Annotated in this window: 20 protein-coding genes, 1 other RNA gene and 1 pseudogene; 4 read left to right on the forward strand and 18 right to left on the reverse strand. The window is 26.5% G+C overall.

The window, feature by feature from the left end; all coding sequences use genetic code 4:
• Window positions 1-17 precede the first annotated feature (17 nt).
• The 8 genes and pseudogenes from ACOBWH_RS08435 to ACOBWH_RS08470 all read right to left on the reverse strand — a co-directional run bounded on the left by ACOBWH_RS08435 (window position 18) and on the right by ACOBWH_RS08470 (window position 11,493).
• Entirely contained in the window at window positions 18-1,115 is a 1,098-nt protein-coding gene (locus ACOBWH_RS08435) for a hypothetical protein (protein WP_424526461.1), read from the reverse strand.
• Window positions 1,115-3,490, reverse strand: a complete 2,376-nt coding sequence (locus tag ACOBWH_RS08440; protein ID WP_424526462.1) for a hypothetical protein — start codon at window positions 3,488-3,490, stop codon at window positions 1,115-1,117. Before ACOBWH_RS08440 ends, ACOBWH_RS08435 begins: the two co-directional genes overlap by 1 nt.
• Window positions 3,491-3,506: 16 nt before the next feature.
• Window positions 3,507-7,382 (reverse strand): AAA domain-containing protein, encoded by a 3,876-nt coding sequence (locus ACOBWH_RS08445; RefSeq protein WP_424526463.1) that lies wholly within the window; start codon window positions 7,380-7,382, stop codon window positions 3,507-3,509.
• Between the two features lie 122 nt (window positions 7,383-7,504).
• Complete coding sequence (gene rpsI, locus ACOBWH_RS08450) at window positions 7,505-7,906, reverse strand: 30S ribosomal protein S9 (protein WP_424526464.1); 402 nt, start codon at window positions 7,904-7,906, stop codon at window positions 7,505-7,507.
• Between the two features lie 11 nt (window positions 7,907-7,917).
• Window positions 7,918-8,358, reverse strand: coding sequence for a 50S ribosomal protein L13 (rplM, locus tag ACOBWH_RS08455; protein ID WP_070407194.1), 441 nt, complete (start codon window positions 8,356-8,358; stop codon window positions 7,918-7,920).
• Window positions 8,359-8,468: 110 nt separating this feature from the next.
• Window positions 8,469-9,720, reverse strand: a pseudogene (gene glyA, locus ACOBWH_RS08460) (serine hydroxymethyltransferase).
• Window positions 9,721-9,799: 79 nt separating this feature from the next.
• On the reverse strand, window positions 9,800-10,756 hold the full coding sequence (locus ACOBWH_RS08465) for a hypothetical protein (RefSeq protein WP_424526465.1): 957 nt from the start codon (window positions 10,754-10,756) through the stop codon (window positions 9,800-9,802).
• Between the two features lie 74 nt (window positions 10,757-10,830).
• Complete coding sequence (locus ACOBWH_RS08470; RefSeq protein ID WP_424526466.1) at window positions 10,831-11,493, reverse strand: uracil-DNA glycosylase; 663 nt, start codon at window positions 11,491-11,493, stop codon at window positions 10,831-10,833.
• Window positions 11,494-11,648: 155 nt separating this feature from the next.
• On the opposite strand from ACOBWH_RS08470, the gene ACOBWH_RS08475 reads away from it, so the two are divergent.
• Window positions 11,649-12,254 (forward strand): IMPACT family protein, encoded by a 606-nt coding sequence (locus ACOBWH_RS08475; protein ID WP_424526467.1) that lies wholly within the window; start codon window positions 11,649-11,651, stop codon window positions 12,252-12,254.
• Here the strand turns inward: ACOBWH_RS08475 and trmB are convergent.
• The 5 genes from trmB to ACOBWH_RS08500 form a co-directional block, all read right to left on the reverse strand.
• Window positions 12,229-12,870 carry a tRNA (guanosine(46)-N7)-methyltransferase TrmB gene (gene trmB / locus ACOBWH_RS08480; RefSeq protein WP_424526468.1) on the reverse strand — a complete coding sequence of 214 codons (642 nt, stop codon included), beginning with the start codon at window positions 12,868-12,870 and terminating at the stop codon, window positions 12,229-12,231. The two genes, ACOBWH_RS08475 and trmB, sit on opposite strands and share 26 nt — an antisense overlap.
• Window positions 12,854-14,893: an EAL domain-containing protein gene (locus ACOBWH_RS08485; RefSeq protein ID WP_424526469.1), complete on the reverse strand. Its 2,040-nt coding sequence runs from the start codon at window positions 14,891-14,893 to the stop codon at window positions 12,854-12,856. Before ACOBWH_RS08485 ends, trmB begins: the two co-directional genes overlap by 17 nt.
• 116 nt (window positions 14,894-15,009) lie before the next feature.
• Window positions 15,010-15,435, reverse strand: a transfer-messenger RNA (tmRNA) gene (gene ssrA, locus ACOBWH_RS08490).
• 245 nt (window positions 15,436-15,680) lie between these two features.
• Window positions 15,681-15,806 carry a hypothetical protein gene (locus ACOBWH_RS08495; protein WP_424526470.1) on the reverse strand — a complete coding sequence of 42 codons (126 nt, stop codon included), beginning with the start codon at window positions 15,804-15,806 and terminating at the stop codon, window positions 15,681-15,683.
• 142 nt (window positions 15,807-15,948) lie between these two features.
• Window positions 15,949-17,079 carry an Mbov_0401 family ICE element transposase-like protein gene (locus tag ACOBWH_RS08500; RefSeq protein ID WP_424526471.1) on the reverse strand — a complete coding sequence of 377 codons (1,131 nt, stop codon included), beginning with the start codon at window positions 17,077-17,079 and terminating at the stop codon, window positions 15,949-15,951.
• Between the two features lie 550 nt (window positions 17,080-17,629).
• Here ACOBWH_RS08500 and ACOBWH_RS08505 point away from each other — a divergent pair.
• The 3 genes from ACOBWH_RS08505 (at window position 17,630) to ACOBWH_RS08515 (ending at window position 18,580) form a co-directional block, all read left to right on the forward strand.
• Entirely contained in the window at window positions 17,630-18,043 is a 414-nt protein-coding gene (locus ACOBWH_RS08505) for an ATP-binding cassette domain-containing protein (RefSeq protein WP_424526472.1), read from the forward strand.
• Window positions 18,022-18,246 carry a hypothetical protein gene (locus tag ACOBWH_RS08510; protein ID WP_424526473.1) on the forward strand — a complete coding sequence of 75 codons (225 nt, stop codon included), beginning with the start codon at window positions 18,022-18,024 and terminating at the stop codon, window positions 18,244-18,246. Before ACOBWH_RS08505 ends, ACOBWH_RS08510 begins: the two co-directional genes overlap by 22 nt.
• 88 nt (window positions 18,247-18,334) lie before the next feature.
• The gene (locus tag ACOBWH_RS08515) at window positions 18,335-18,580 is read left to right on the forward strand and encodes a hypothetical protein (RefSeq protein ID WP_424526474.1); all 246 of its coding nucleotides are present in this window, start codon (window positions 18,335-18,337) and stop codon (window positions 18,578-18,580) included.
• Between the two features lie 468 nt (window positions 18,581-19,048).
• Here ACOBWH_RS08515 and ACOBWH_RS08520 read toward each other — a convergent pair whose 3' ends face one another.
• The 5 genes from ACOBWH_RS08520 to ACOBWH_RS08540 all read right to left on the reverse strand — a co-directional run bounded on the left by ACOBWH_RS08520 (window position 19,049) and on the right by ACOBWH_RS08540 (window position 25,259).
• Window positions 19,049-19,939 carry an IS3 family transposase gene (locus ACOBWH_RS08520; protein WP_424527461.1) on the reverse strand — a complete coding sequence of 297 codons (891 nt, stop codon included), beginning with the start codon at window positions 19,937-19,939 and terminating at the stop codon, window positions 19,049-19,051.
• Window positions 19,882-20,157, reverse strand: a complete 276-nt coding sequence (locus ACOBWH_RS08525) for a transposase (protein ID WP_424526475.1) — start codon at window positions 20,155-20,157, stop codon at window positions 19,882-19,884. The genes ACOBWH_RS08520 and ACOBWH_RS08525 overlap by 58 nt, the downstream gene beginning before the upstream one ends.
• 41 nt (window positions 20,158-20,198) lie before the next feature.
• Window positions 20,199-20,387, reverse strand: coding sequence for a lipoprotein (locus ACOBWH_RS08530; protein ID WP_424526476.1), 189 nt, complete (start codon window positions 20,385-20,387; stop codon window positions 20,199-20,201).
• A 92-nt stretch (window positions 20,388-20,479) separates the two neighbouring features.
• Complete coding sequence (locus ACOBWH_RS08535) at window positions 20,480-20,863, reverse strand: hypothetical protein (protein ID WP_424526477.1); 384 nt, start codon at window positions 20,861-20,863, stop codon at window positions 20,480-20,482.
• A 148-nt stretch (window positions 20,864-21,011) separates the two neighbouring features.
• Entirely contained in the window at window positions 21,012-25,259 is a 4,248-nt protein-coding gene (locus ACOBWH_RS08540) for an ABC transporter permease (RefSeq protein WP_424526478.1), read from the reverse strand.
• Window positions 25,260-25,273: the final 14 nt, after the last annotated feature.

The following is a 25,273-nucleotide window of genomic DNA, read 5'->3' on the forward strand; positions in this document are numbered from 1 at the left end:
TCTTGGCATATTTAATATTATTTCTTTTTTGTTTTATGATCAATTTGCACTTTTGCTTGATTCATAATTTTATCAGGATTTAAATATGTTTTTTTTATTTCTTTTGATAATGATACATCATACATCGATAAATCATTAACAAATGGTTGTTCATCAACATAATGGGCATGCCCTTCATAACCTTCAAATTTGTAAGTAAACCGTCCATCAAGATATACTTTAAAAATTGCTTCTTCTCCCGTTACTTTTTTAGCATAAACAATGACAAGACTATCATCGTTTTCCTTCGTAATTCGAATATCATTACTATCAACAATAAAACCACGTTTTTGAATTGCTTGTAAAATTGCGGCGATTGCATGTTTTCGAGCTGATTCATCTAATTGTTGACTAATAATTTTATTTTGTAAAGCCAATGCTTTTTGATTCAAAGCATCCGAATCATTAACACCAGTTTGGCTAAATTCTTCTAGTACCGGTGCTAACTCAGCATTAATAAATTTATCGTCGCCAATTTGGGCTTTAAAACTATTTAAATACTGATTTTTCATAAAGTCTGCCGAAGCACGATAGTTATTAATTTCATCTTGCACAAGATCTGAAATTGTATTTGGGTCTAAATTAACAAGCTGGTTTTTATTTGTTTTGAAAAAATTCATAATAAAAGCTTTTGTAATATTATCATCAAACATCCCCAATAGTTCTTGTTCTAATGTTTGATAATTTAAATTAGTACGATTTTTCAAATTTATTAATCGTTGTTTTGTTTCATCCTCAATAACTTTTACTTTTAACACTTCAATTTTTTGTTGAATTTCTGCTAAACGCAATGTTTTTTGTTCTAAGAAAAAATTAACTTGTTTTGCTAATTCTAACTCAACATGTTTAACCTTTTGCAGTTCTGCAACTAACGGATTAGTTTCTAAATCAATTAGAATTTGATTTAATTCTTGTAAATATGTTTCAATTGCTTGGCAATTTAGTCCACTAGCATCAATACTTTTTAGTTGCTTTAATAATAATTGTAAGTTTTCTTTAACAAAATTAATATTTAAACTTAATCTTTCAATTTTTTTTTGATAATTATACATTACCTGTTCAACGCTCATACTCATTAGTTTAACACCTCTTCTATTTCTTGCTGTAGTTTTTTTAATGCCCCACAATTTTTATTATCGTTTTGTTCATCACGGGCTTTTTCACAATATAAATATAGTCGTAATTCATGATATATTCTCATCATTTCTTTTTGCTTGTTTTTATCAAAAAGTTCTTTACAAACAAATAATTTTTTATTAATTCCTTTCAAGCGTTGGTCTTTTGCTTTTAAAATAGCAGTAATTTTTTCTTCCATTATATTTATCAAATATAACGCGGCTTTATCAAAATAACAAAAATCAAGGTATTCCTGAAATTTAGGTTTCGAATTAAACATTTCTTTAAACTTAATAGCTTTGTAGGTAATTTCTAATTGTGACAAGGACCCTAATAATTGAATGGTTAAATCATCGCCATGGTTAATATTTTTAAAACGTTCACTAATAGTTGTAATCTTAGCTCAAATATCTTGCCAATGACGCTGCAATCCACTTGTTTCCCGTTTTTTCATTTCATTAAAATACTTTAGATACTCTTCAGCATAACCATACAGATTAACCAATAAAGTAATATTCTTACTTAAATTTATTGTAGTGACTTCTTCAAATAATTCACGATGTAAATTATCATTATTAAGAGCAAAAAGAAATTTGGTTAAAATAGCGAATAAATTTTGATTTCAAATTTTTTCTACAATTGTTGAACTTGCAACATTAGTTAATTCTAATAATTGTTTTAATGTCACATCATCTTGATGATAAAGTTCTTGTAACATACTTAAAACTTCTTTACTTGCTAACAAATCATTGTTTGTTAAAACTTGATATCCTTTAACAATATGCTGTTGATCTTTTGCTTGTTGTTTCATTGCAGTAATTAAAAGCATATGCATCTTTGTAAAATAATTTGGTTTTAAAATAAAATTAGTTAAAATTTGTTCACATTTATATAAAATTGAAATCTTATTTTGAAAATCATTTGCACTAATCCCTTTTAAAATATTATCAAAAGCATTTTCATTTTGATTAAAAAGGTCAATTAAATAACAATAAATAAAAAGATTATTAACCTTATTACTATGAATTGTTTCATAAATATTTTCTTGCTCATTTTTTAACAAGGTTTCTAAACTTTGTAAAATTTTTTTAAATAAAAGTTTACTATGATCTGGTAAAAACTTTTGTGCTGTAATAATTTGCCGGTTTAACATTATTAATTCAGTTGACTGTAACACATAGTCTTCTGTCTCATTTTTATCATTAAGAAATAATGTTAAGAAATAATCATGAATTGGTAAAATGGTTTTATCTAAGTAAAAAATTGGAATTGAACCGGTTAAATCACTTATTTCAGTACTATGCTCAGCATTAACAAAAATAATACAATGAACATTATTATCAAAATAATATTTGTGATTTAAAACGGCCTTTGGATTAACACTTGTTGCATTAATAATTAAAATTCGAGGATTTATTAATGTTGAAGTAATATGACGAGGATCTTGTTGATAATCACTTTCTAATGTATTTGTTACAATCTTTTGAATATTTAAATTAAAATCCGTTGTTAAATCCTTTGTCATTGTTGTCAAAAAATAATCTAAAATTTTTGTTCGTAAATTAACATTATTTTCAATAACGTTTTGCAAGTTTTTATCATTGATAACTTGCATTTTAATATCTTTAAAAGTAGTTAAAGTTAACACTACTTCCTTTGCTTCATAAACATCAGTTAATAATTTATTAATTTGCTCATTGTTATGCTTAATTTCCTGTTGTTTCTTTCGAATTGAAGTAAATGTTGTATCATCACTAAACATATTATATTTATTAGGAGTAGTTTTATAATCTTCTAAAAACTTAAATAAATCACTACCAGTAAAACTTGGTTCATGTTCTGGAAAAATAGTTAAATCATTATTATTAATTTTTTCCGTTATCATCAAATGTTCATTATTAATATATCGTTGGTTAGTAAAAATATCAAACAGAAAATCAATTGTTGCCTCACGATTATTATTTTTACTTAACAAGTAACCCTTCTCTAGGGCTTGTAATGCTTCTTTGGAAATATAAAAAATCCCAATTGCTCGATCAATTCATTCTTGCTCAGCATAACTATTAGCCAAATAATTTAATGACCCTTGCGAATTAATTTCAATCGTGTTTTCCTTTTCAATTAACTCCTTTAAACATTCAGCGTAAATTTTAAGGTTAAAAATCTGCAATTCTTCTTGTAAAATATTGGCCAAGGACTTTTCTTTATTCGGATAATTAGCAATAGCATTTAAAATTACATACTGAAAAAAAGCTGGTCTCTTCGGAGTTTGATAACCAACAACTGTTGTTAATTTTTTTCAGTTTTTATAGACCTTAACTATTCCTAATTTCATTTTCTACCTCTAACTTCTATGATAACAAATCTTTTGCATATCAAATAAGACCATAATTATTAATAATTCGCAAAATTTCATAATATGCTTTAATTGTTGTTGTAACATTTGGATTAATAACCGTTGAAATCTCAACATCAATATTAGCAAAGAAATTAACTGCCCCAATAATAATTAACATATTCTTTGCTCGAGAAAAAGCAACATTTAACCGCTCATATTTTTTAATAAATTCTTTATTAGCATTAAGTTGTCTTTGCGGATGACGAACAGTATTCACAATAACAATTTCTGTTTCTCGTCCTTGATAATCATCAACAGTTGAAACTTCAACTTTAATATTTTTAAATTTTAAATTACTAATAGTTTTCCGTAATTTTTTTACATGTAATCCATAAAAACTAATAACCGCCACTTTTGGCTGTTTTTCTAATTTAGTGGTTAAATTATTATATCCTAGTTCAATTAACTGAAGCGCTTTAATCGTTAAATTAATTTCTAATCAATTAAAAAGACTGGTACTACCACTTTCGCCTTGTTCATAAACAAAATTTTGATTTTCATCTTTTGTTGAATCAATTCAATAAATTGCTTTCTCACTATCGAAAATTTTTAACCCCTTCTCGTTTTCAACTGTAACATAATGCTGTTTTTCATTATTTTGATTTATTTCGTCTCCTAGCTGCAATTGATTTTCATAAAAAACATTAACAATCCGCATAATGTCTTCATGACTACGATATTGATTAATTAAAATCTCTTTAACTGAATCATCACATTTCGAAATAATCTTTTTAAACATTGAATTAGTCACTAGCTCTAAAAAATCATTATAACTATAATTTTCGTTATAAATATCATTAACTAAAGCAACATCTTCTTCACGATATGGCATGATTGGTGGTAGCTGACGATAATCACCCACTAGAACGACGGCTTTACCATAAACTAATGGCATAAAGATTTCCATTGGTGTTAATTTACTTACCTCATCAATCACAACAACATCGAACCCAAATTTTTTAATATCAATATCAGCAATATTATAATCCTGTAAAACCTTATTTTTACTTTGGACATATGATTGATTTGAAGTTGCTGTCATTGCAACAACATTAACACTATCTTGTAAAAATTGATTGGCATAGTTAACGGTATCACGTTCCATTGCGGAGGTAAAACGATCATTTTGAATACCTTCTTGGTTTAAGAAATCAGCAATATTATAATTTTTATCTAAGAAAGTAATCATATTATTAACAAAATTACCCTTTGTTGCTTTTTCATTAATAATAGTCTTCATATCATGATCAATGCTATTAATAACCTTATCAATTTCATTAATTGTTGCCGTGATATCTTTTACAACTAAATTTAAGTTAAAAACATGATTAATACTATTAACAATATTTTCAATCTCAATTTTCAAAGTATTAATTCGGTTATTTAATGCTGCAATGTCACTTTCTAAATATGATATTTCTCGCTTATTTTTATTAACATCAATTTGATTTATTAATTTTTCGTTATCATTAATTTGTTTTTCATATTGACCTTTTAACTTTAAAAGGTCTTTTTTAAATTCTCGTTGCAAATTTTGATAAACAACATTTTCTTGTTTTAACGAAAGTTGTTGTTTTAATTCTAAAATTTCATTTTGGGCCACTTGAAGTTTTTCAATTCATGCATCATCACGAAATGCTTGACTAACATTCTTTAATTCTGTTAATTCTTGTTCTTTTTTTACTAATAATGGATTGACAGGTCCTGATTCTGTTAATAATTGTTGATAGGTATTTGTTAAAGAATATGATTCATCAAATTGAAAACCTAGTTTTTCTTGAATTAAAGTTCCAAAATACTTATTAAATAATTCAACTAAATCTGTTGTTGAAGTAATAATCCCTTCTCAATTTAAGTTGCCTAAAAACTCTATTGCATTATCAATATTATTAATGTCAACTTTTAATCTTCGGTTATCCTTTTGATATTCCAATTTTTGATTACCTAGCATTTCTTGTTCTGCAACTAACTCATTTACCTTTTGTGTTCAAGTATTATAATCTTTGGTTTCCTGTTCAAGCATCTTCGCACGAGCTTTAAGACTTTGTAACTCTTTTTTTTGATTTTCATAATCATAGTCAATTGCATTCCATTTTGTTAAGTACTGACGCATTAAATGAGAATAAATAAAGCGATAATTATTAAAAATTAATTTATCCGGATTAAAATCATTAAAACGATTTTTTTTTCGAACTTCTTCGCCGGTTAACCGTAATGGTACTAACATTGGCGTCTTATATAATCTCGTTAAAACATTATCAATCGCAGTATGATTTTGAGAAGACATCAAAACTTTTTTTCCAAGTTTAGCATATTGATAAACTAATTCAACAATAAACTCTGTTTTCCCTGTTCCTGGTGGCCCTTGCAATAAGAAAATATCTTGCGAATTAAGGGCTTTAACTAATGCCTTTTTTTGATTTAAATTCAAATTAGTAGAAGCAAAATGTAGCTGTTCTAACGTTATTAAATGATGTTGTGATTTTAATTTAACATCTTCAATATTAAAAATATAGTTAATTAAATAAGGGTTAGCAACATCATTTTTACTAATTTTATCTAAAATTACACTACTACGACGAATTAAAATTGAATCTCCTTTTCCAATATAAGTTAAATAACCATACCGGGGAATAATGTTTGTTAGTTCTTTTAATGAAATATCATCATCATTTTTTATTTCATAAAAGCAACTAATGATTTGATACTTGCTTAAATGGTCAACAGCTAATTTAATTGTTTCTGAATCAATTTCTTTTTCTTTTGTAATATTATTTTCAATCATATACAATTTCATTAATTCTTTAATAACATTAAAATTAGGATTTTGATGTTCTTTTGTTGTTGTAATATTAAAACCTAAATCATAGATATCTGTTCCATCTTGGGCATAACTATCACTAAAATTAAAAGTAAATAAGGTTAATGGTGTCTCTTTTTGATATGCTCGATTAATCTGCGATCCGGCAATACTTAAATTATTTAATCCTTTTAACACAAGATATTTATTAAAATCCTCTAAAATTAGTTCTAACTCAATAACAATAACTTCCTCAAAAGAAGGATTAATTTTAATGTTTTTATTGACAAAATGCATTTTGTTAACATATCAAAAATTATGAGCCAAAAAACGCGCATCATGGAAGGCTTCTAAGGTCGTAACTGTTTTTGGAATTTTTATATATTCTGTTAATTTCCGTGTTAAATATAAACATGAATTATTACGTTTATATTCTAAATTCTGACTTTGAAATTGAAGATATTGTAATCAACGTTCTTTTTCTTCCGAAAAAGATGAAATCAAAAACTTCATATTAGCAAAAACATTTGAATCAAAAATAGTTTGTAGTTTTGCTTCATCAATCCGAAAATTATCCGCTATTTCTAAAACAACAGTAGTTGCCATTGTTTCAAATTCTTGTTTCTCTTTTTCCATTGCTGTTAAAAAGATATTTTTAACATTAACAATGCCAATTTGTGGATCAATATCACCAAGGATTGTTAATGACAAATTTAGATCTAAAATATCATCAAAACCCGTAATTGATTTAAAACGAATTAAAATATCATACAACTCTTTTGTTTCTCCTTTTTTATCTTTTTTAATCTTTGCTTGATCATTAATTAAACTAACAAAAAAATCAGCAATATAAATATCTTTTTTTAAAAAAAGGTCTAATCCATTCACTGTTGTAATATTCTTTAAGCGTAGATTCTTAACATCATCATCAGTAAATTTACTTTTCGCATTTGTTAAAAAGTATAAATTTAATAATAAATTTTTACCATTAAATTTATCTCCTTGAATTGTAAATTCTGTTAACGCCATTAATCCACCCCTCTTATTCATATATAATTATACTAAACTTATATTAGATAACAATCAAAGCCACCAAAAACAATAAAAATAAAAAAGAGAATATTTTTGCAATATTCTCTTGATAAAAATATCTATCTTTTTGAATATTGTGGTGCTCTTCTTGCTCCATGTAACCCGTATTTTTTACGTTCTTTAATACGAGCATCACGAGTTAGCATCCCCACATGTCTTAATAAGATTTTATAATCTTGTGAAGCTTCAATTAGTGCTCTTGCGATTCCTAATCTTGTTGCTCCCGCTTGCCCAGTAAAACCACCACCAGATACTTTAACACGAATATCAAATTCTGATTTTACACCAGTAATTTCTAAAGGTTGTTCCAAATCCTGCACTAATGTTGCATATGGGAAAAATTCTAATGCTGGTTTCCCATTTACAACGACATTTCCTTTACCAGGAGTCAATACAACTTGGGCAACAGAAGATTTTCTTCTTCCTGTCCCACGATAAATAACTTCTTGTTTTTTTGCCATACTTGCTCCTTTTATTTATTAGTTAATTCTAACTTAATTGGTTGTTGTGCCTCGTGTGGATGTTCATTACCAGCATAAACAAATAAATTACGAAATAATTTACTTCCTAATTTATTTTTTGGTAACATTCCTTTAATTGCGTGTTCAACTGGATAAATTGGTTTTTTAACTAGCATATCTTTTGCTGTTGTTCGTTTTAACCCGCCTGGATGTTGTGAATGATGATAATAAATTTTACCCTTTAATTTGTTTCCTGAAAAATTAACTTTATCAGCATTAAGAATAATAACATTATCACCACAATCAACATGTGGCGTATACGCTGGTTTATTTTTTCCTCTTAAGATCATTGCGACTTTACTTGCTAAACGTCCTAAAACTAGATCCTGAGCATCAATAACATATCATTTCTTTTCAACTTTTGCTGAATTCAAGATAGTAGTTTGTCTCATGCCACTGCCTCCTAACATTATTCCGTACCAGGGTCCAATGTATAAAGCAGTAATATTATAACTAAAAAGAGCGCGATAAGCAACAATTTAAATCGATATTTCCAAATTAATTATTCTGCTAAATGTCAGTTTGAATAAATTGGAAAATCATGTAGAAGGGTATTTACCTCTTTTTGATATTTTGCAATATTTTCATCAGTTGGTTCTTTTAACACATGATAAATTATTTCCCCAATTTGTTGGAATTGTTTGCTACCAAAACCACGGGTTGTCATTGCTGCTGTTCCTAATCGAATTCCACTTGTAACAACGGGTGTTTCTTGGTCAAAAGGAATCATATTTTTATTACAAATAATACCAATTTTTTGTAGAATCTCCTCTGCTTGTTGCCCTGATATTCCCAAACTACTTTTGACATCAACCATCAATAAATGGTTATCCGTCCCATCAACAACTAAACGAAGATTTTTCTCTTTTAAAGTTGTTGCTAAGGTTTTTGCATTATTTATAATTTCAGCTTGATATTTATTAAATGCTGGTTCTAATGCTTCTAAAAAACACTGTGCTTTTGCTGCAATTACATGTTCTAATGGTCCCCCTTGATTGCCAGAAAAAACAGCACTATCAATTTTTTTGCTCATTTTTGTTTTGATAAAATTAAACCACCCCGTGGTCCGCGTAATGTTTTATGTGTTGTTGAAGTAACAACATCCGCATATGGAATTGGTGACTGGTGTAAACCAGCCGCAACTAATCCAGCAATATGGGCCATATCAACCATTAATAAAGCCCCAACTTTATCGGCAATAGCACGAAACTTTTTAAAATCAATTTCACCCGAATAAGCACTTGCTCCGACAACAATTAATTTTGGTTTAACTTCTAGCGCAATTTTTTCAATTACATTATAATCTAACATTTCTGTTTTTGGATCAACACCATAACTACAAAAATTATATAACCGACCAAAAAAATTAACTTTATGACCATGTGTCAAATGCCCACCAGCTGCTAAATCCATTGCTAAAATCGTATCATGGGGTTGTAATAAAGCACAAAATAAGCTGATGCATTTGCTTGACTACCAGAATGGGCTTGAACATTGGCATGCTCCGCTTAAAATAGTTCCTTTACTTTATCAATTGCTAACTGCTCAATTTGATCAATATACTCACATCCTCCATAATAACGATGAAACGGATATCCTTCAGCATACTTATTTGTTAAAATTGAACCCGTAACAGCTAAAACTGCTTCACTAACATAATTTTCCGAAGCAATTAATTCAATGTGGTCTTGCTGACGTTTTAATTCTAAGTTAATTAATTCTTTAATTTGCGGGTTTACTTTCATTATTTTCATCTCCATTCTTTTTTTTCTACTATCATTATATATTTATAAATAAAAAATAACTTAAATAAAGTTATTTTTTCATCATCTTTTAATATTGTAAATTAGCATTAGTATCTTTGTGAATCAATGACGAAACAGCCTGATAAGTAATATAAATAATCGCTGAATTAAATAAAACTTTTAATGGTGCCATTGCCAATCGTGAAATCATTGTCACACCATAACCATCTGTTCCGCTTGTTTTATTTTGTGAAACTGTTAAGAAGGCAATGTCCCCCCAGGCAGATATTATCGTGGTGACTCAATATTCATTAATAACAGCCAGCATAATAATAGCGACCAAATCTCAGTAACGTTTTTTGGTTTTATCAAAGTGGCGATAAACAAACATTATTATTCAAATAATAACAATTGTTCCTCCTGTTCCAAAACCAATAATATAAATTAAGACAACCTTACTAACTTCTAACCCAGCAAATAAGGTAATTGTTTCTACTGGTGAATTTCAAGTCATTACCCCAGCAAAAGTTCCAAAAATTACAACAAAAATATTTGTTAACATAAATAAAACTCATTTATGTTTTCCTACGGCACGATTAATTGATGATGCACATCCTGATAAAAACCCATATGAAGCAATAACAATAATGTAAGCAACATGAACATAGGAAGGAACAAACAACATAACAATCAAATCGGTTATTACCCCAGACAATAACCCAACAATAGGACCAAAGATAAATCCACTAATTTTTACCATTAATCCTTCAAAAGCAATCCGGACAGGTGGAAAAACAGTAATTGGGACTGTTACTGAAATAATAATTGTAACCGTTGCTGATACTGCTGCTAGCATTGTAATATATGCAATATTCTTTGTTGTAAAACGAATCCCATGATAACGTTTGGGATTAATTAAATAATATAAACCATTATAAACACAATAAATAACAAAAAGTGCGCCTATTACCCCACTAGCAATATATGCCATTTTATTACTATATAAGATTTTCGATATATCGCTAACTGTTGTTAATAAACCCATAATATCCCCGCAATCTATATGTTGATAAAATAAAACTTTTGTGGAGTCAATATTTTACATAATATAATTATACATTACATTTTTCATTCAATTATGTTTTTTTTATTTTTTAAAAGTAAATTATTAATTTTTAAAAAAAACTGTTGATCCTTAAACAAACTATAACTAAAAGGTGATGGATGCGACCCTTTAATAATGTTACTTTTGTTAGTAATATATTCACTATATTGTTTAGCATAATTACCTCATAAAACATAAATAATGTCATCATGCATTTGATTTAAATAAATAATTAGATTTTGACTAAAGGTTGTCCAACCAATGTCCTTATGACTTAGTGGTGTCTTAACAACAACACTACCAATTGTATTATATAAAAAAACACCTTCTTTAACTCAATGATCTAAATTACCGCTAGCATGATGGTCAACTCCTAAATCCTTTTTTAATTCATGAAAAATATTAACTAAACTTGGTGGATTTTTAACACCACTATTAACACTAAAAGCTAATCCATTAGCTTGCCCAGGACCATGGTATGGATCTTGACCAATAATTACAACTTTAATATCTTTTGGTTCAATTAAAGTAAATAGCCGAAAAATATCTGTTTTCAAAGGATAACAAATATTTTTTTCATACTCATTATTAATATTTTTTAACAATTGTTGAAAATATGGTTTTTTAATTTCATTATCAAAAAACTCTCTCCAACCAACCGCATACTTTATTCACATTAACTTTCTCCTATTACTTGTCTTAGTAATTATTAGTTTCCATTTTTTGCAAGTTAATTATATCAAAAACTTTTTTAAAACAACATAATATTAAGAATTTAATAGATATAATTACTATAATATTATCAACAAGTAGTAAATAAAGTGGTGAAAAAATGCAAGAATTAAAAGAAAACAAAATAATTGTTAGTGAAATAAACATTAAAAAATCTCGTTTTGTTTGTTTTCTTCAAAAGGTTACTTCTGAACAAGAAGCGCTCGCCTTTATTAAAACAAACCAGCAAACAAATGCAACTCACAATTGTTATGCCTACATTATTGGGAAAAATCAAAATATTATTCGAAAATACGATGATGGTGAACCAACCAATACTGCTGGAAAACCAATTTTAGACATTTTATTGCATTATCATCTCACCAATGTTGTTTGTTTGGTTATTCGCTATTTTGGGGGTATTAAATTAGGAACTGGTGGATTAATCCGTGCTTATGCAAATAGTGTTAAAACGAATTTAAAAAACAGTGAACTAATCCTTTTTTTAGAAACCAAAGAAATTATTATCCAATTTCCCATTAATAAAATTAAACTTGTCAATGAATATTTAAATTATCATTATCAAAACATTAAAATTAAAAAAACTTTTAATAATGAATTAATTAGTTATGCCTTTAGTCTTGCAACAACAGAAATTCCTCTTTTGTCCTTATGAACAAACAATAATGCAATTAAATTAATTATTTCCGAACGTAAAGATAGTTAATATTCTTTCCAAGTCGAACAAAACGACGTTCATACTCAGTTGGAATATTATTTTCAAGATACTTACTATGATATAAATCAGTCGTGTAATCAATAACTTTCCAGTTATTTGCTTGAAAGGATTCTAATGAATAAGCAAATAACTGATCATTATCGGTTTTAAAATGAATTTCACCGTTTGATTGTAAAATTAATTGGTAAAATTCTAAAAATTTTTTGCTAGTTAACCGACGTTTCTCGTACCGTGCCTTTGGCCATGGATCAGAAAAATTTAAATAAATTTTATTAACTTCCTGCGGTGCAAAAATATCTAATAACTTAGCCGCATCAAAAGCAATAATTTTTAAATTTGGCAAATTTTCAGCAACAATTTTTTTTAATGCTAAAACTAAAATTGAAGAATAACGCTCAATTGCTAAAAAATTCTGTTCTGGATATTTTTTTGCTAAAGCAACAATAAAATCACCCTTCCCTGTCCCAATTTCAAGATTTAACGGATAATTATTTTTAAAGATAGTTTTTACTCATTCCCCTTGATAATTTTCTGGATTTTGTAACGCAACAGTTGGATTACTTTCAAAATATTCCTGTGCCCAAGGTTTATTTCTTAATCTCATTCTGTGCTCCTTTCATTTTATTCTTTAGTAATGCTAATTTTATCTCACGACTAACTTCAAACTGTGGTTCATCATAAGTACCAAACAACGAACCAAACATATAATCAATTTTTAACTCTTTTAATTTACTATATCCTAAATAACTATTAACTTGCGGAGCAATTAAAATAACATCAATTTTTTTTGCCAAAATAATATATTCTTTAATTAAGTTTTGATAATGTAAGTGAATAAACATCTCACGAATAATTGTCGGAGCAAAAATAGCATAATTAGGTTCATAATAATACAAACTATTTAATTCAGTATCAATTCCGCCAAAATTTTTAACTGCCACTTCAATCCCAATGTTTTTAATTGCCATTAAATTTTGTTTAAACTGTTCTGGATCAAAACCAGTTTCCATTAAATCAAATGTTAAAATTAAATTCGAAGGTTTAATTTTTAATTCAATTAACTTTGTTGCAAATTTCTTTAAGTTAAATTGTTCACTAGCAATAAAACTAGCTGGATAAATGATAAATAATTTTTGCTCTAAATAATTATCTAACTTCCGAAAATTTTTAATATTTAAAGCCGCATTAAAACGAACTAACATTGTTTCATGAACAAGACCACCAAAATTGCTGGTATTTTTAGTAAAGATTAGATCACTATCAACACCATCAACCAAATTATTACTATAATGGTAGACTAATTTAAAATCATCATTAACATTAACAATTGGTGAATATAAACTAACAATTTTTTCTAATTGTGTATGTTCATTTAACGCTAAAATACTACGTTTTTGATTTGATAACTCTTTAATATGTCCCGGATCAACAAAAATAACTTGATTCAAATATTCAATATTTAAGCGATTATCAGCAGTAGCAATATTATATTCTTTTAACTTATCTAAATTATTTGATTGTAAACCATATAACGAAGCATAACCTTGTAATTTAACAACTATTTTGTAATTTTTTAAAATAAAACTAGTATTAACCTGTCTTAATAAAATTTCAAATTCTTTTAATAAATCAGCTTCTGGGCGTAACTTACTTTTATTGTGTAATAAAATATTACCAATATTAATTTTTTCAAGTTGATTAAGTGGCACAAAAATCCCAAAATGATTTAAACTTGCCTTAAAAAATAAGACATTTTGATCCTTTCATAAAGTGAAAACTTGATTTGAAATTAAATCAATAATTTTATTTTTAATATTACTATTTAAAAAACGGTCTAGTTTTTCAACATTATTAATCATAAAAGTAAAATAAATTCCATGACGAATTTTATTTTTATGAATAACATTATAAATAGCATCATGGGCCAATGCTTCACGAACATAACTATTACGATCATATTCAATAATATTTTGTAATTTTAAAGCATGAATATAAATTAATTCAATAATTCCACAAATACTATACGCCAAATAACTCATCGTAATTCAAACCAAAACATATAGTTCATTTACTAAGTTTGCTGAAACAGCCATAATTCTAGATTGGGTTAAAATAATAATTAATGTCGTAATAAACGATGCTAAGGCCAATAATGATCAACTCGTCCATTTTGTTCATTTAAAATATCAACTAATAAAAATAATAATTAGACTTAATCCATAAAGAACTGAGATCATAATAATATTAGATGTTCCCGTTAAAGACAAAAAATAGTTATTAGGTAGATGTGGTAACACTCCAAATAAGAAAGTAAAAATAATAATGGTATATAAAATTGTTGATAGATAAGAAATAAAAACTCCAATCATTCAACAAACTATTATTGGCAAAAAGATATTAATAACAATCATTGTATTTGTTTCACCTACTTTTGGTGGCACAAAAACCGGAATCAAACCTTGAGCAATAATAACTAAAATGGCAAAAACACCACCAATAACTGCTTGATAGTAAATTATAAAACGTGCAAAATAATTTCGAACTAAACCTCAAGTAAAAACAAAAATAAGAGCAAAAATAAGTATAAAGAATAAATATACAAAAATGATATTTAAGATATTACCCACTTATTTTCACCTCATTTAAAAACATATACATTGCTTTTATTATATCATTCCTTTTAAATACTTTTTAAAATTTACAACCTTAAAAATAAGTTTTAAAAAAGACTTAAAATAAAAAATGGTGGAGATGGCGGGAATTGAACCCGCGTCCACAAATAACTTTCTAATATCTTCTACAGTTTAGTCTAATCATCTTTATTTCATTATTTAATAGTAGGACTAGACAACTAATTAAATAACTAGATAATAAGTTGTTTTCAAAATTCTAACATTATCATTTATAATTTCAATTAGATTAAGTATTGAAATACGATAATGGTTAATAACCTACAATTAACTATTATTACGGCTAGCTATCCTCTAACAACGAGGAATTAAGCTGCTAACATTGAACCAGCAAATTGATTGTTCATCATGAATGCTGGAATTTCAACTTTGTCTTCGTTTTGTTTTTTGTTTGCGTTTCTTCAAACCTAGAAGCATTATAGTCTGCCAAACTACTGCCGATACTAGTAGATCATTCCTGTCGAAACCAGAACATCCCCATAATGTAATTATACTATTAAATTAGTCAACAGTAAATAAAAACCTTATGGTTCGAATATTATTTTAGGTACCAGTTTAACAATAATTTTAGACTATTTTTAAAAATAGTTAATCATTAAACCGCTTAATTTAAAAGTATCTTATTTACACATTTATTAAAACACATTTCTTTAAAAAAGGGAATACTAAAATGGGAATATTTTAAAAATATTCTTTTTCCGTAAGATTACTGGTTTTTTAACTACTATCTTACTGCTGTTATTTCTTTTAATACTTTACTAATACTAGTAGTACGATAATTCATTACAGGAATCCCTCCCTTTTTAGGCTCATATAATGAATTATTAGCATTATTATTTCACTTAGCCATTTTATATTTTCCAATGAAATGTCTTTATTTTCAAGCTGTTCATTAAACATTTCTTTAACTAAGTTTAATCCATTAATTTTTGCTACACGTAAAGTTAAAATGTTCCTAAATGAATCATACGAATATATTTTATTCCCATAGCCTATATTGTATGCGATATTAATGCTTCCGCACATACGCTTAAACATCAATCATGTTTATATGCAATAATCCCATCTTTACGTTTTTTTAAGTATTTAATTACATTTAATAAATTATTTTGTTTAGTAATTAAATTAGGCTTATTTTTAAAGTATTCTAAATGAGTAATTAATTTTGTATATTCTCCATTGTTAAAAAGACCTTTACAAATTTTAAACTGTAATTTATCATACTTACTTTTTAAATTAAATACTGTTCCAATTTTTCTAATTGCATGAAACTTATCTAAAACATATTTTGCATTTAAAAAATGAGAAGTATTTTTTATCCAATCAGCGCCATCTCCACATACAATAAATTGAGTCTCAGGTGTAATATTATAATATTTTGACATTTCTTTGAAAAGTTCTTCACTATATTCTAATGTATTAATATTTGTAGCAGTTCTTAATAATTTGCAATAAGCTCTCTTATTTAATAAAATTGAATTTCCAACTCTTTCATCTTCTAGCATATGACCTTGATGAAAAAATGCTGTCCGAATTCGAAATTTCTTCTTCTTATTTTTCTCTTTCAAAGATAAAAAAGTATCATCTAGAACAATATAAATATATTTTGATGATGTTTTATTGCTAAAATTATTACTTGCATTTTCTAAATTAAGATTTAATTTATCAATTAATCTAGCTATTGAAGAATATGAAAGACTTTTAACTGGAATCATATCATTAATGTCTTTAATTCTTTTTCCATCAGCTACATTAGTTAATATTAATTCTTTTAAATCATGTGTAATTTTTTGATATTTTTCAAATTTTAAATCCTCTAGTAAAAGACACTTGAATCGTCATTTTCCATAATTTTTTGTTTTATTATTATATACACTTGCATCTCAAAATTTATAGCGTCTAATTCTAATTTGAATATCTCCAAGTAACGTAATAAAACTTCTTTTTTTAAAACCTTTTGGCTTAAAACCTAATTTTCTAGTTTCATCACTAAGAAAAATTTCCTCATCACGTTTTAATAAATGATTTTTAATTTCAATAAGTCCATCTTTAATTAATTGCTCATTAATCTCAGAAAAAAATTGATATGGATTGATACTACCAAGTTTATTAATAATATTCATATTTATATGCCCTCATACTTACCCTAACTTTTGCTTATATATATTATAACATTTTGGATTTTTAATTAGGATAGGCTAACTCAATAAAAAAATGCCTTTTTATTGGCATTAATACGTACTAAATCAAATTGTCCCATTCTGCTATTAATTTATTTTGTTCTTTAACAATAGCATTAAATTCATCTTTTGAATAAGTTCCATCTATTCATTTATTTGCTCCATTCATAGCAACTTGCTCCTTATTATAATAGAATAAACTTCCCGTACTTACTAACGATAAATTAGTATCATCTCCTAATAAAATTTTAACAAAATTATTAATTATTGTATGATCTGAATTTAGAAATTCTTATATCAATATTTAATCTTATAATAAATTATATTTAATAGCATTTTATTATTTTACTCAATAAATACTCCCCTATACTCTATAAACAGGATAAGAACAATATAATTTGAAAGATAATTAATAAATGAATATGTTATTTATTTTTATGGTATATAGTAATAATTATAATAGTGCTTAATTTTAATAGGAGAGTTGTCAATTATGATTAAAGTAAATCAAATAACTAAAAATTATGGTCAAAAGGTTGGAAATTTTAATATTAGTTTTAATATTAAAAATGGTGAAATTTATGGAATATTAGGACCAAATGGAGCTGGTAAAACAACATTAATTCGACAAATAATGGGATTTATTAAATCAGATTCTGGCATAATTTTAATTAATGATTTAAATCCTTGAACAAAGAGTAAAGAAATTATGAAATATACTGGATATGTTGCAGGAGAAATAAGTTTATATGAAAACTTAAAAGGAATTGAATACTTAAAATTAATTTCAAAATTTAGAAAAGATCTTGATTGAGACTATGTAGAAAAGCTAATAACACATTTTGATCTTGATGCAGATACAAAAATAAAAAAATGTCAAAAGGAATGAAACAAAAAATTGCTTTAATATCAGCAACAATGATAAAACCAAAAAATTTAATTTTAGATGAACCAACAAGTGGTTTAGATCCATTAATGAAAAATCAATTTAATGAATTAATTTTAAAAATGAAAAATGATTATTCTACAACAATAGTTATTTGTTCACATATTTTTGAAGAAGTAACTAAACTTGCGACCGAGTTGGTTTTATTAAAAAAGGTGAACTAATAGAGGAATTAGAAATAAAAAATAAAGATATTAATAAATTAGAAGAATATTTTATAAAATTATATGCAAAGGAGAGTGTTTTATAAATATGAAAGGAAAGATTTCTTATGAAAATTATAACATTATAAAAAATCACTTAAGAATTAATTGAAAATTAATACTATTTTTTGGATTATTTTGACTAATTATTACTATATCTTTACTTAGTATAACTTTAATTTCACATACTCAAGGAGTTAAAGTACCAGTTATTGGTAATTACGATGCAAGTATAAAAGAAGGAACTTGAACATCTGGTACTACCTTAATATCAATTTCGCAAATGTTAAATTAAGCATTATTTGCTAGTCCAAGTATTGTATTTTTTTCAATTTTTACTATAGTTTTAATTAATAGAAATATTATTAAAGAAGTAAATGGTGGACAAATTAGTTTTTGATTAACATTACCATTATCTAGAAATCAAATTTTAATTTCTAAAATTTGTTATATAATGATATCTAATTTAATAATTTTTATTCCCTCATGAATTTTAATTTTAATTTTTTCTGGAATAAGTTATGATGCTAATAAATGATTATCTTTTGTTTTTCTTTATGGATTTCAATTTATTTTATTACTAATTATAATTTATACTTTAATTTCAATTTACTTAATTGAAAAGTCAATGATTTCAAATGTAATTAATTCATTAATTACATTTTGAATTTTAGTCACATGAATAATATTGTTAATTCATGATATGAATCCACATAGTTATCCAAGATTAGAGTTGGAATGGCAAGGGTTTTTTGGACAAATTTTATATAGAGTAAAGATTTTTATATTGGATTGGTGATAAATAATTTAATTTGCTATGAATACGAGTATTATTATATCAATTAACATAATCAAATAATTCTAATTTAAATTCTTCAATACTTTTAAATTTTTTATTTTTGACTAATTCAGTTTTTAAAATTTTATAAGTAGATTCAGCTACTGCATTGTCATAAGGATATCCAGGTTTACTATAAGATTTTTGTACATTGTTCTTAGTCAAAAGTTTATAAATAGTACTATTGTTAAATTCACTTCCTTGGTCAGTATGAAATATTTTAATATTTTCTAAAGAAAAATTAAGTTTGTTAAAAGTACTTTCAACTAATTTTGCATCTTTATGAGAACTAACATCATAGCTAATAATTTCACGATTAAACAAATCAATCAATAAACATACATAATATCATTGATTATTAATTCAAACATAAGTTAAATCACTGACAACAACTTCATGTAATTTATAATTATCAAAATCTTGATTTAACAAATTATTATATTTGTAAGTGATATCTTTGTTATTATGATGTTTATATTTAATTTTTGTATAATTTGAAATTAAATTATATTTTTGCATTATTTGACTAATTTTTATTCGTGACAATATAATATTTTGTTGTGCTAACATAACTTTAATTTTTCTTGTACCATAGTTTTTTCTACTTTTTAAGAAAATACTGATAATAGTATTATCAATATGTTGGGCTTGACTAAGTTTATTTGATTTTAATTGATAATAAAATGTTGATCTAGCAACTTTTAGTGTTTTACATAAATTAGTAATTTTATACTTTTCTTTGTTATTTTTTATAATTACTATTTTTTGCCTATTATCAGTGTTGCTTGCTTTAAAATATCATTTTCCATTCGTAATTGTTTGTTTTCTTTTCGCAACTGAATAAGTTCATTTTCTTCAACAAAGCGATTGTCTTTAGCTTTAAATGATCCTGAATTGTTAAATTCATGCACTCATTTTCAAACAGTGGATTTACCAATTTGATAGTCATTAGATAATTGACCAGATGTTTTGCCTGATTTATAAAGACCAACAATTTGTTGTTTAAATTCATCGGTATAATGATTCTTTGCCATATAATTACACCTCCATTGTAACTTAATTATAATCTTTTACTCTACATTATTGTTGTCCAATTTATCTTAACCCATCCAGCCTTAGTTTGAATCTCATTTAATACTTCAAGATTTTTAGCAGTCCCAGCATCATCATTATTGACAACTTTTTTGTTATGACATGAAATAACATTTGGTGTAACAGTTCCAACTAATGTTATTGCCCCCAAAATACTTAATAGTTTTTTCATTTTGCTTCTCCTTTTTTAAAATATTTTTACCTAGTTTAAAAAATTATTGGCGGTGCAATATCAATTATTGTCTCTTAAATTTTAAATTTTTATTATTTAATTCTTGGTGGAGCATGTCCTTTTTTAAATTGACTAATATACTTAGAATTGCGAAAATTAGTAAATAATAACTTAATTCGAAATTTAAAAATTCTTGATAAAAAAATATTTAAAATAATTGCTAATGTTATTTGATTTCTAATCGCCAAACATTGGAAGAAAAAAACTTGAAATTGTTCAGTACTTTTTTTAATATATGTAAAAAACTCAATCTTAGTTTTAAGACAACACATAAAAAGAAACATTATAACTGATGAATAGTAAAGATGATTATCAATTGCTAAATCATCATCAAAAACGGTTGAATTGTAAACAACATAAATAACAACCAAAATAAAATATAAAATTAAATACCCTTTAAATAATTTACTTTTCATTAGTTTTTCTTCCCTTTTTACTATTTATTATATTTATAACAACTATTTTTTAAAAAACAAGGGCAAAGGGCTTTTTCTGTAATAAGTGGGAAAATATCAGAAAAAACTTAAAAAATAACAAAATAAAAAATCTAAGAAAATCTTAGATTTATACTTCATTAGCATTAACTTGTTCTTGAATACTCATATGATTAATTTTATAAGTCGAAATCCAATAAGTAACTAAGTAAATCGCTGCCATTAAAATAAAGGTAATTGGTAGTGCTATTCATGGGAAACCAAACGGAATAATTATTTTGGAAATTGAAGTAAAACCATAAACTCCCAACCACAAGATTAATCACATAATAGCAACCCCTAACATTCATGCTAAGAAAGCAAAAGGAGTAAAAATCCCTAATGTTAAACTGTTAATTTCACGGTTTGAATAACCCAATGCTTTCATTACTGCAATAAATTTTAAAAATGTATTAACAAAAGATTCTGTCATAATATAGACAATAATAACCGCAGTAATAGTTGTAATTACAACAAAAATGACCGATAAAATACTTGAAATTCAAGCAAGTTTTTGGATAACTTGTGCTTTAATAATTAAATAATCGGTGTCACCAACTCCGCCACTTAACTGATCATTCATAAAGTCAATCATTGAGTAGGAACCATCTGGTGAAGAAAGATTAAAGCGTGTTGTTTGGCCAACTTGATCTTGATACTTACTAAATTTGCCATTAAATCATAATAATGGATTGTCATTTGTTTTATCATACATTTGACTACTATTTGTGGCAAAGCCAAGAATGTTATTAGCTAAAACTTGATTAACATATGCTCGTGGTTCATCATAGGAATTTTGAATTCCAATGATTTGATATTTAACATTTTTAGTTGTAGTTCCAATTTTTAACAAGCCCTGTCGTAGTGCTTCACGATATCAATTAGTTGGAAAACCACTAGTTAAATCACCAATCCCATTAATCTCCTTATCAAATTTATTATCAAATGGATGAATAATATAGTAATTCCCAGTCGGACTTAGTTTCACTACTTGCTGGTCTTTTTGTGCCGGGTTAGGGTCCAATAATCCTGGTAAAGTTCGCCCTGTTGTAACAGAAGTTGTCGTATTTAAAAATTCTCCTGGTTTAAAGGCGTTAACTGGCAACTTTAACACAAAATTTTTAATATTATAGTAATCTTGCACTGTACCATTTTTACCGGTAAAACCAAAGCGGTTTTGTTTACCAACTGTTAATTTTGTTAAATCAAGTGTAAACGGATTAATATTGTCATCAACAAAACCAGTTGGAAGCTCATATGATCATGCTGTAATAGGAACAACACAATCATTTGCATTCTCACAGTACTGTAATTGTTTAACATTGGTTGTGGTGTTAACGATGTTATTTACTTGTAAATTATATTTACTCTGCGCAGCTTTATTAACAATCATTGGAATCTTATCAGATTTAACATTTAAATTTTTACTATCATCCAATGCTTTTTTAAGTTTTTGATTAGGAAAAATAATTGTTTTATTATTTGCATTAATTCCATATGTTGAAAGACCAAAACTTGAATCTAATATTTTTGCCGTATATCCCGTATAAACATCCTCATTTTTAGGATTATAAGTTGAAGTTCCAAAAGTAAAATTAAATTGTTCTTTTGCTAATTCATTTTTTAATCACATCGCCCTAATTTTTCCAGGCATAATATCACTTGTCGCATATTGAGCACAATAAGTTCAGCGATCAACAATATTTGGATCTGTTGGATGAACTGGTTGTTTTCCGAACGCACGAGACATTGTTGAACATAATAATGTATCAATTTGATTTCCAATATCAACATTTTGGCCATAACGATTATACATATCATAAAAGGTCCCAATTGATAAACTAGCTCCCTTCCCAACCATAAAATTAAAAATAATCATATTATTTAATTGTTGCGCATATAAGTGCGCATTATCAGCATTAATATCATTTGCTGTTGAAAGTCAATTCCCATTATACAGATAATCACTAACTAAAGAGTTTTTTGCAAGTGGATATGCTGGACTATTAGAATACTCTGGACCATTTCAGTCATACATTTCATAGCGACTAAACGGAATGTTACCAACAACATTAGTATAATTATATTCGTTGTTATAATCTAAATTAGAATAATAATCTTTACTAAACTTATTGATTGCGGTTGGAATTAAAGTTGCAAATGTTAATGAAAGACTAGCAATAAAAAATGTTAAGAAGAACCAACCAATCTTTTTCATTGATACTGCCATCATGACAAATCGAAACTTAGTTGTAAATTTTTTGAATGAAAAACGATTACTAATTGAATTAACTAACTTTGAAGTCTTAACATTCTTATTTGGATTTAATAAATCTAATGGACTAATAATTAACTGACGAATTGCTGTTGTCAAAATTGATAAAGCACTAACCACACCAATTATTCCAAAACAAATGGCAAACGGAATTAGTGAAAACGAGTAGTTTGTTGGAATAACAAAATAGTTATTAAAAACACTCATAATTGAAAATTGGAGAACAACACCAATAATTCAACCAAGAGGAACACCAATTCCCGTAACAACAATTGCATGCGCCAAATACGAATTTGCAATTGTTAAACCACTGTAACCGTTTGCTTTTAAAATTCCATTTTCAATTTTTTGCTGGTTAATAATTTTTTTAATTAAAATTACTAAGGTAAAAATTAAAATAATCAAGAAAACTGCTGATAAAACAATGGTAATTGTTCGATAAACACTAATTGCTGTCCCTAACAAACTATAACGAAGATAAACTAATTTTGTTTCATCACGGCTTTGCAAACCGGCATTTTTATCATTTGGTTCATTCAGACTCCAAAAATCAGCTGCTAAAAATTTTTTAAAAGTTGCAACATCTGTATTTTCATCTTTTCCTGTATGTGTAAGATACAAAGTTGAACTTTCATCAATCTCTGCATTTGCAATAATACTTTCTCCCCGATAAATATTTTCAGAAACATAAATAATTACATCTGTTTTTGGGTCAGGAAAAATATCGGTGTCATAAATTGTTGGATAAATGTTAGCGGGATCACCACCAATTGTTCCAACAAAGAAATTAGAATTTTCACCAATTTTAATTGAATCCCCAACTTTTAACTTTTGACTACGTGCAAATTGTGGTGTTATAACAACATAAACATCATTAGTTGGATTAGCAGGATCAAATGATGAATATTGTTCAATAATTTTTAATTGATTATACTCTAACAATGGTTGTCAATTAATTATTTTATACTTAATATTAGAAACTAAATCTCAATATTCATATTCTTCACGCAATTGGTGTGAAAAATTAGAAACTTTTGCAGCTAAAGCATAATAAGATTTTGTAAAACCATCGGGTCCATATGGTTGATTTTTAAAAAGATTATTCTTATTATTTTGGTTATAAAAATCATTAACACTAAAAACAGCATTCCCAACATTGTTATTATATCCAACATCAAGATTATTATTGGTAGTTGGTGAATAATAAAGATTAATTTTAATTAAAGATTGTGATGTATCTTTTGTTAAAAAACTTAAATCGCCATTTAATCCGTTAGTAAATAATTGTTGTTCAATATCTTCTCTTTTTGGAATATTAAGTGGATCGCCTTGTTGCAAATTAACATCCTTATTTCATTGTTTCGTTCCAGTATTAACAAAGTTAAGAACTGCTTGTTTTAATTTTTTTGAACCCTCACTTTTGGGATTAATAAATTTTTGATTTAAATAATCAATAATTAAATTTACTGTATTTTGAGAAATATCACTATGTGTAAAATTATTCATAAATGCTTCAATTAAACCTAAATTATTATGGTCAAAAAGATTACCGTTTTGATCATATAATTGTCCAATTAAAGATTTCTGAAAAACTTCACTTTGATAATTAAAACGATATAAGCCATTATTTAAAAAAACGGGTGCTTTAGAATCTAAGTCTTTAAATTCAATACTACTAACCTTATTTGTTAATGCATAATTAAATGTGACTTCAACATCGTTATCATCTATTGCTTTTAAGGCTCCATCTAAGCCAAGATGCACATATGGTAACGTTGTTTTTTCACCATTAACATCAGTGATTAAATGATAATCATTACTAAAAGCAAATCAGGGTGTAATTGTTTCAACGTTAGACCCCGTTTTCTTTTTACCATTAAACTTTAATAAATAATCATAGTTAAAAGTTCCTTGTCCCATAAATGAATATGCATCCGTTAACCGAGTGTTAACAATTCATGATGAAGTGGCTAACAATGTTAAAAGAGCAGCTAATACTATAAAAATAGTTAGCTGTGCTTTTTGTTTAAACATACTTTTTAATGTTTGCCAAAATAACAGCATTTTTTAACCTCTCC

The sequence above is a fragment of the Spiroplasma endosymbiont of Glossina fuscipes fuscipes genome, assembly GCF_049669535.1.
In the GTDB taxonomy this organism is placed as follows: Bacteria; Bacillota_I; Bacilli_A; order Mycoplasmatales; family Mycoplasmataceae; genus Spiroplasma.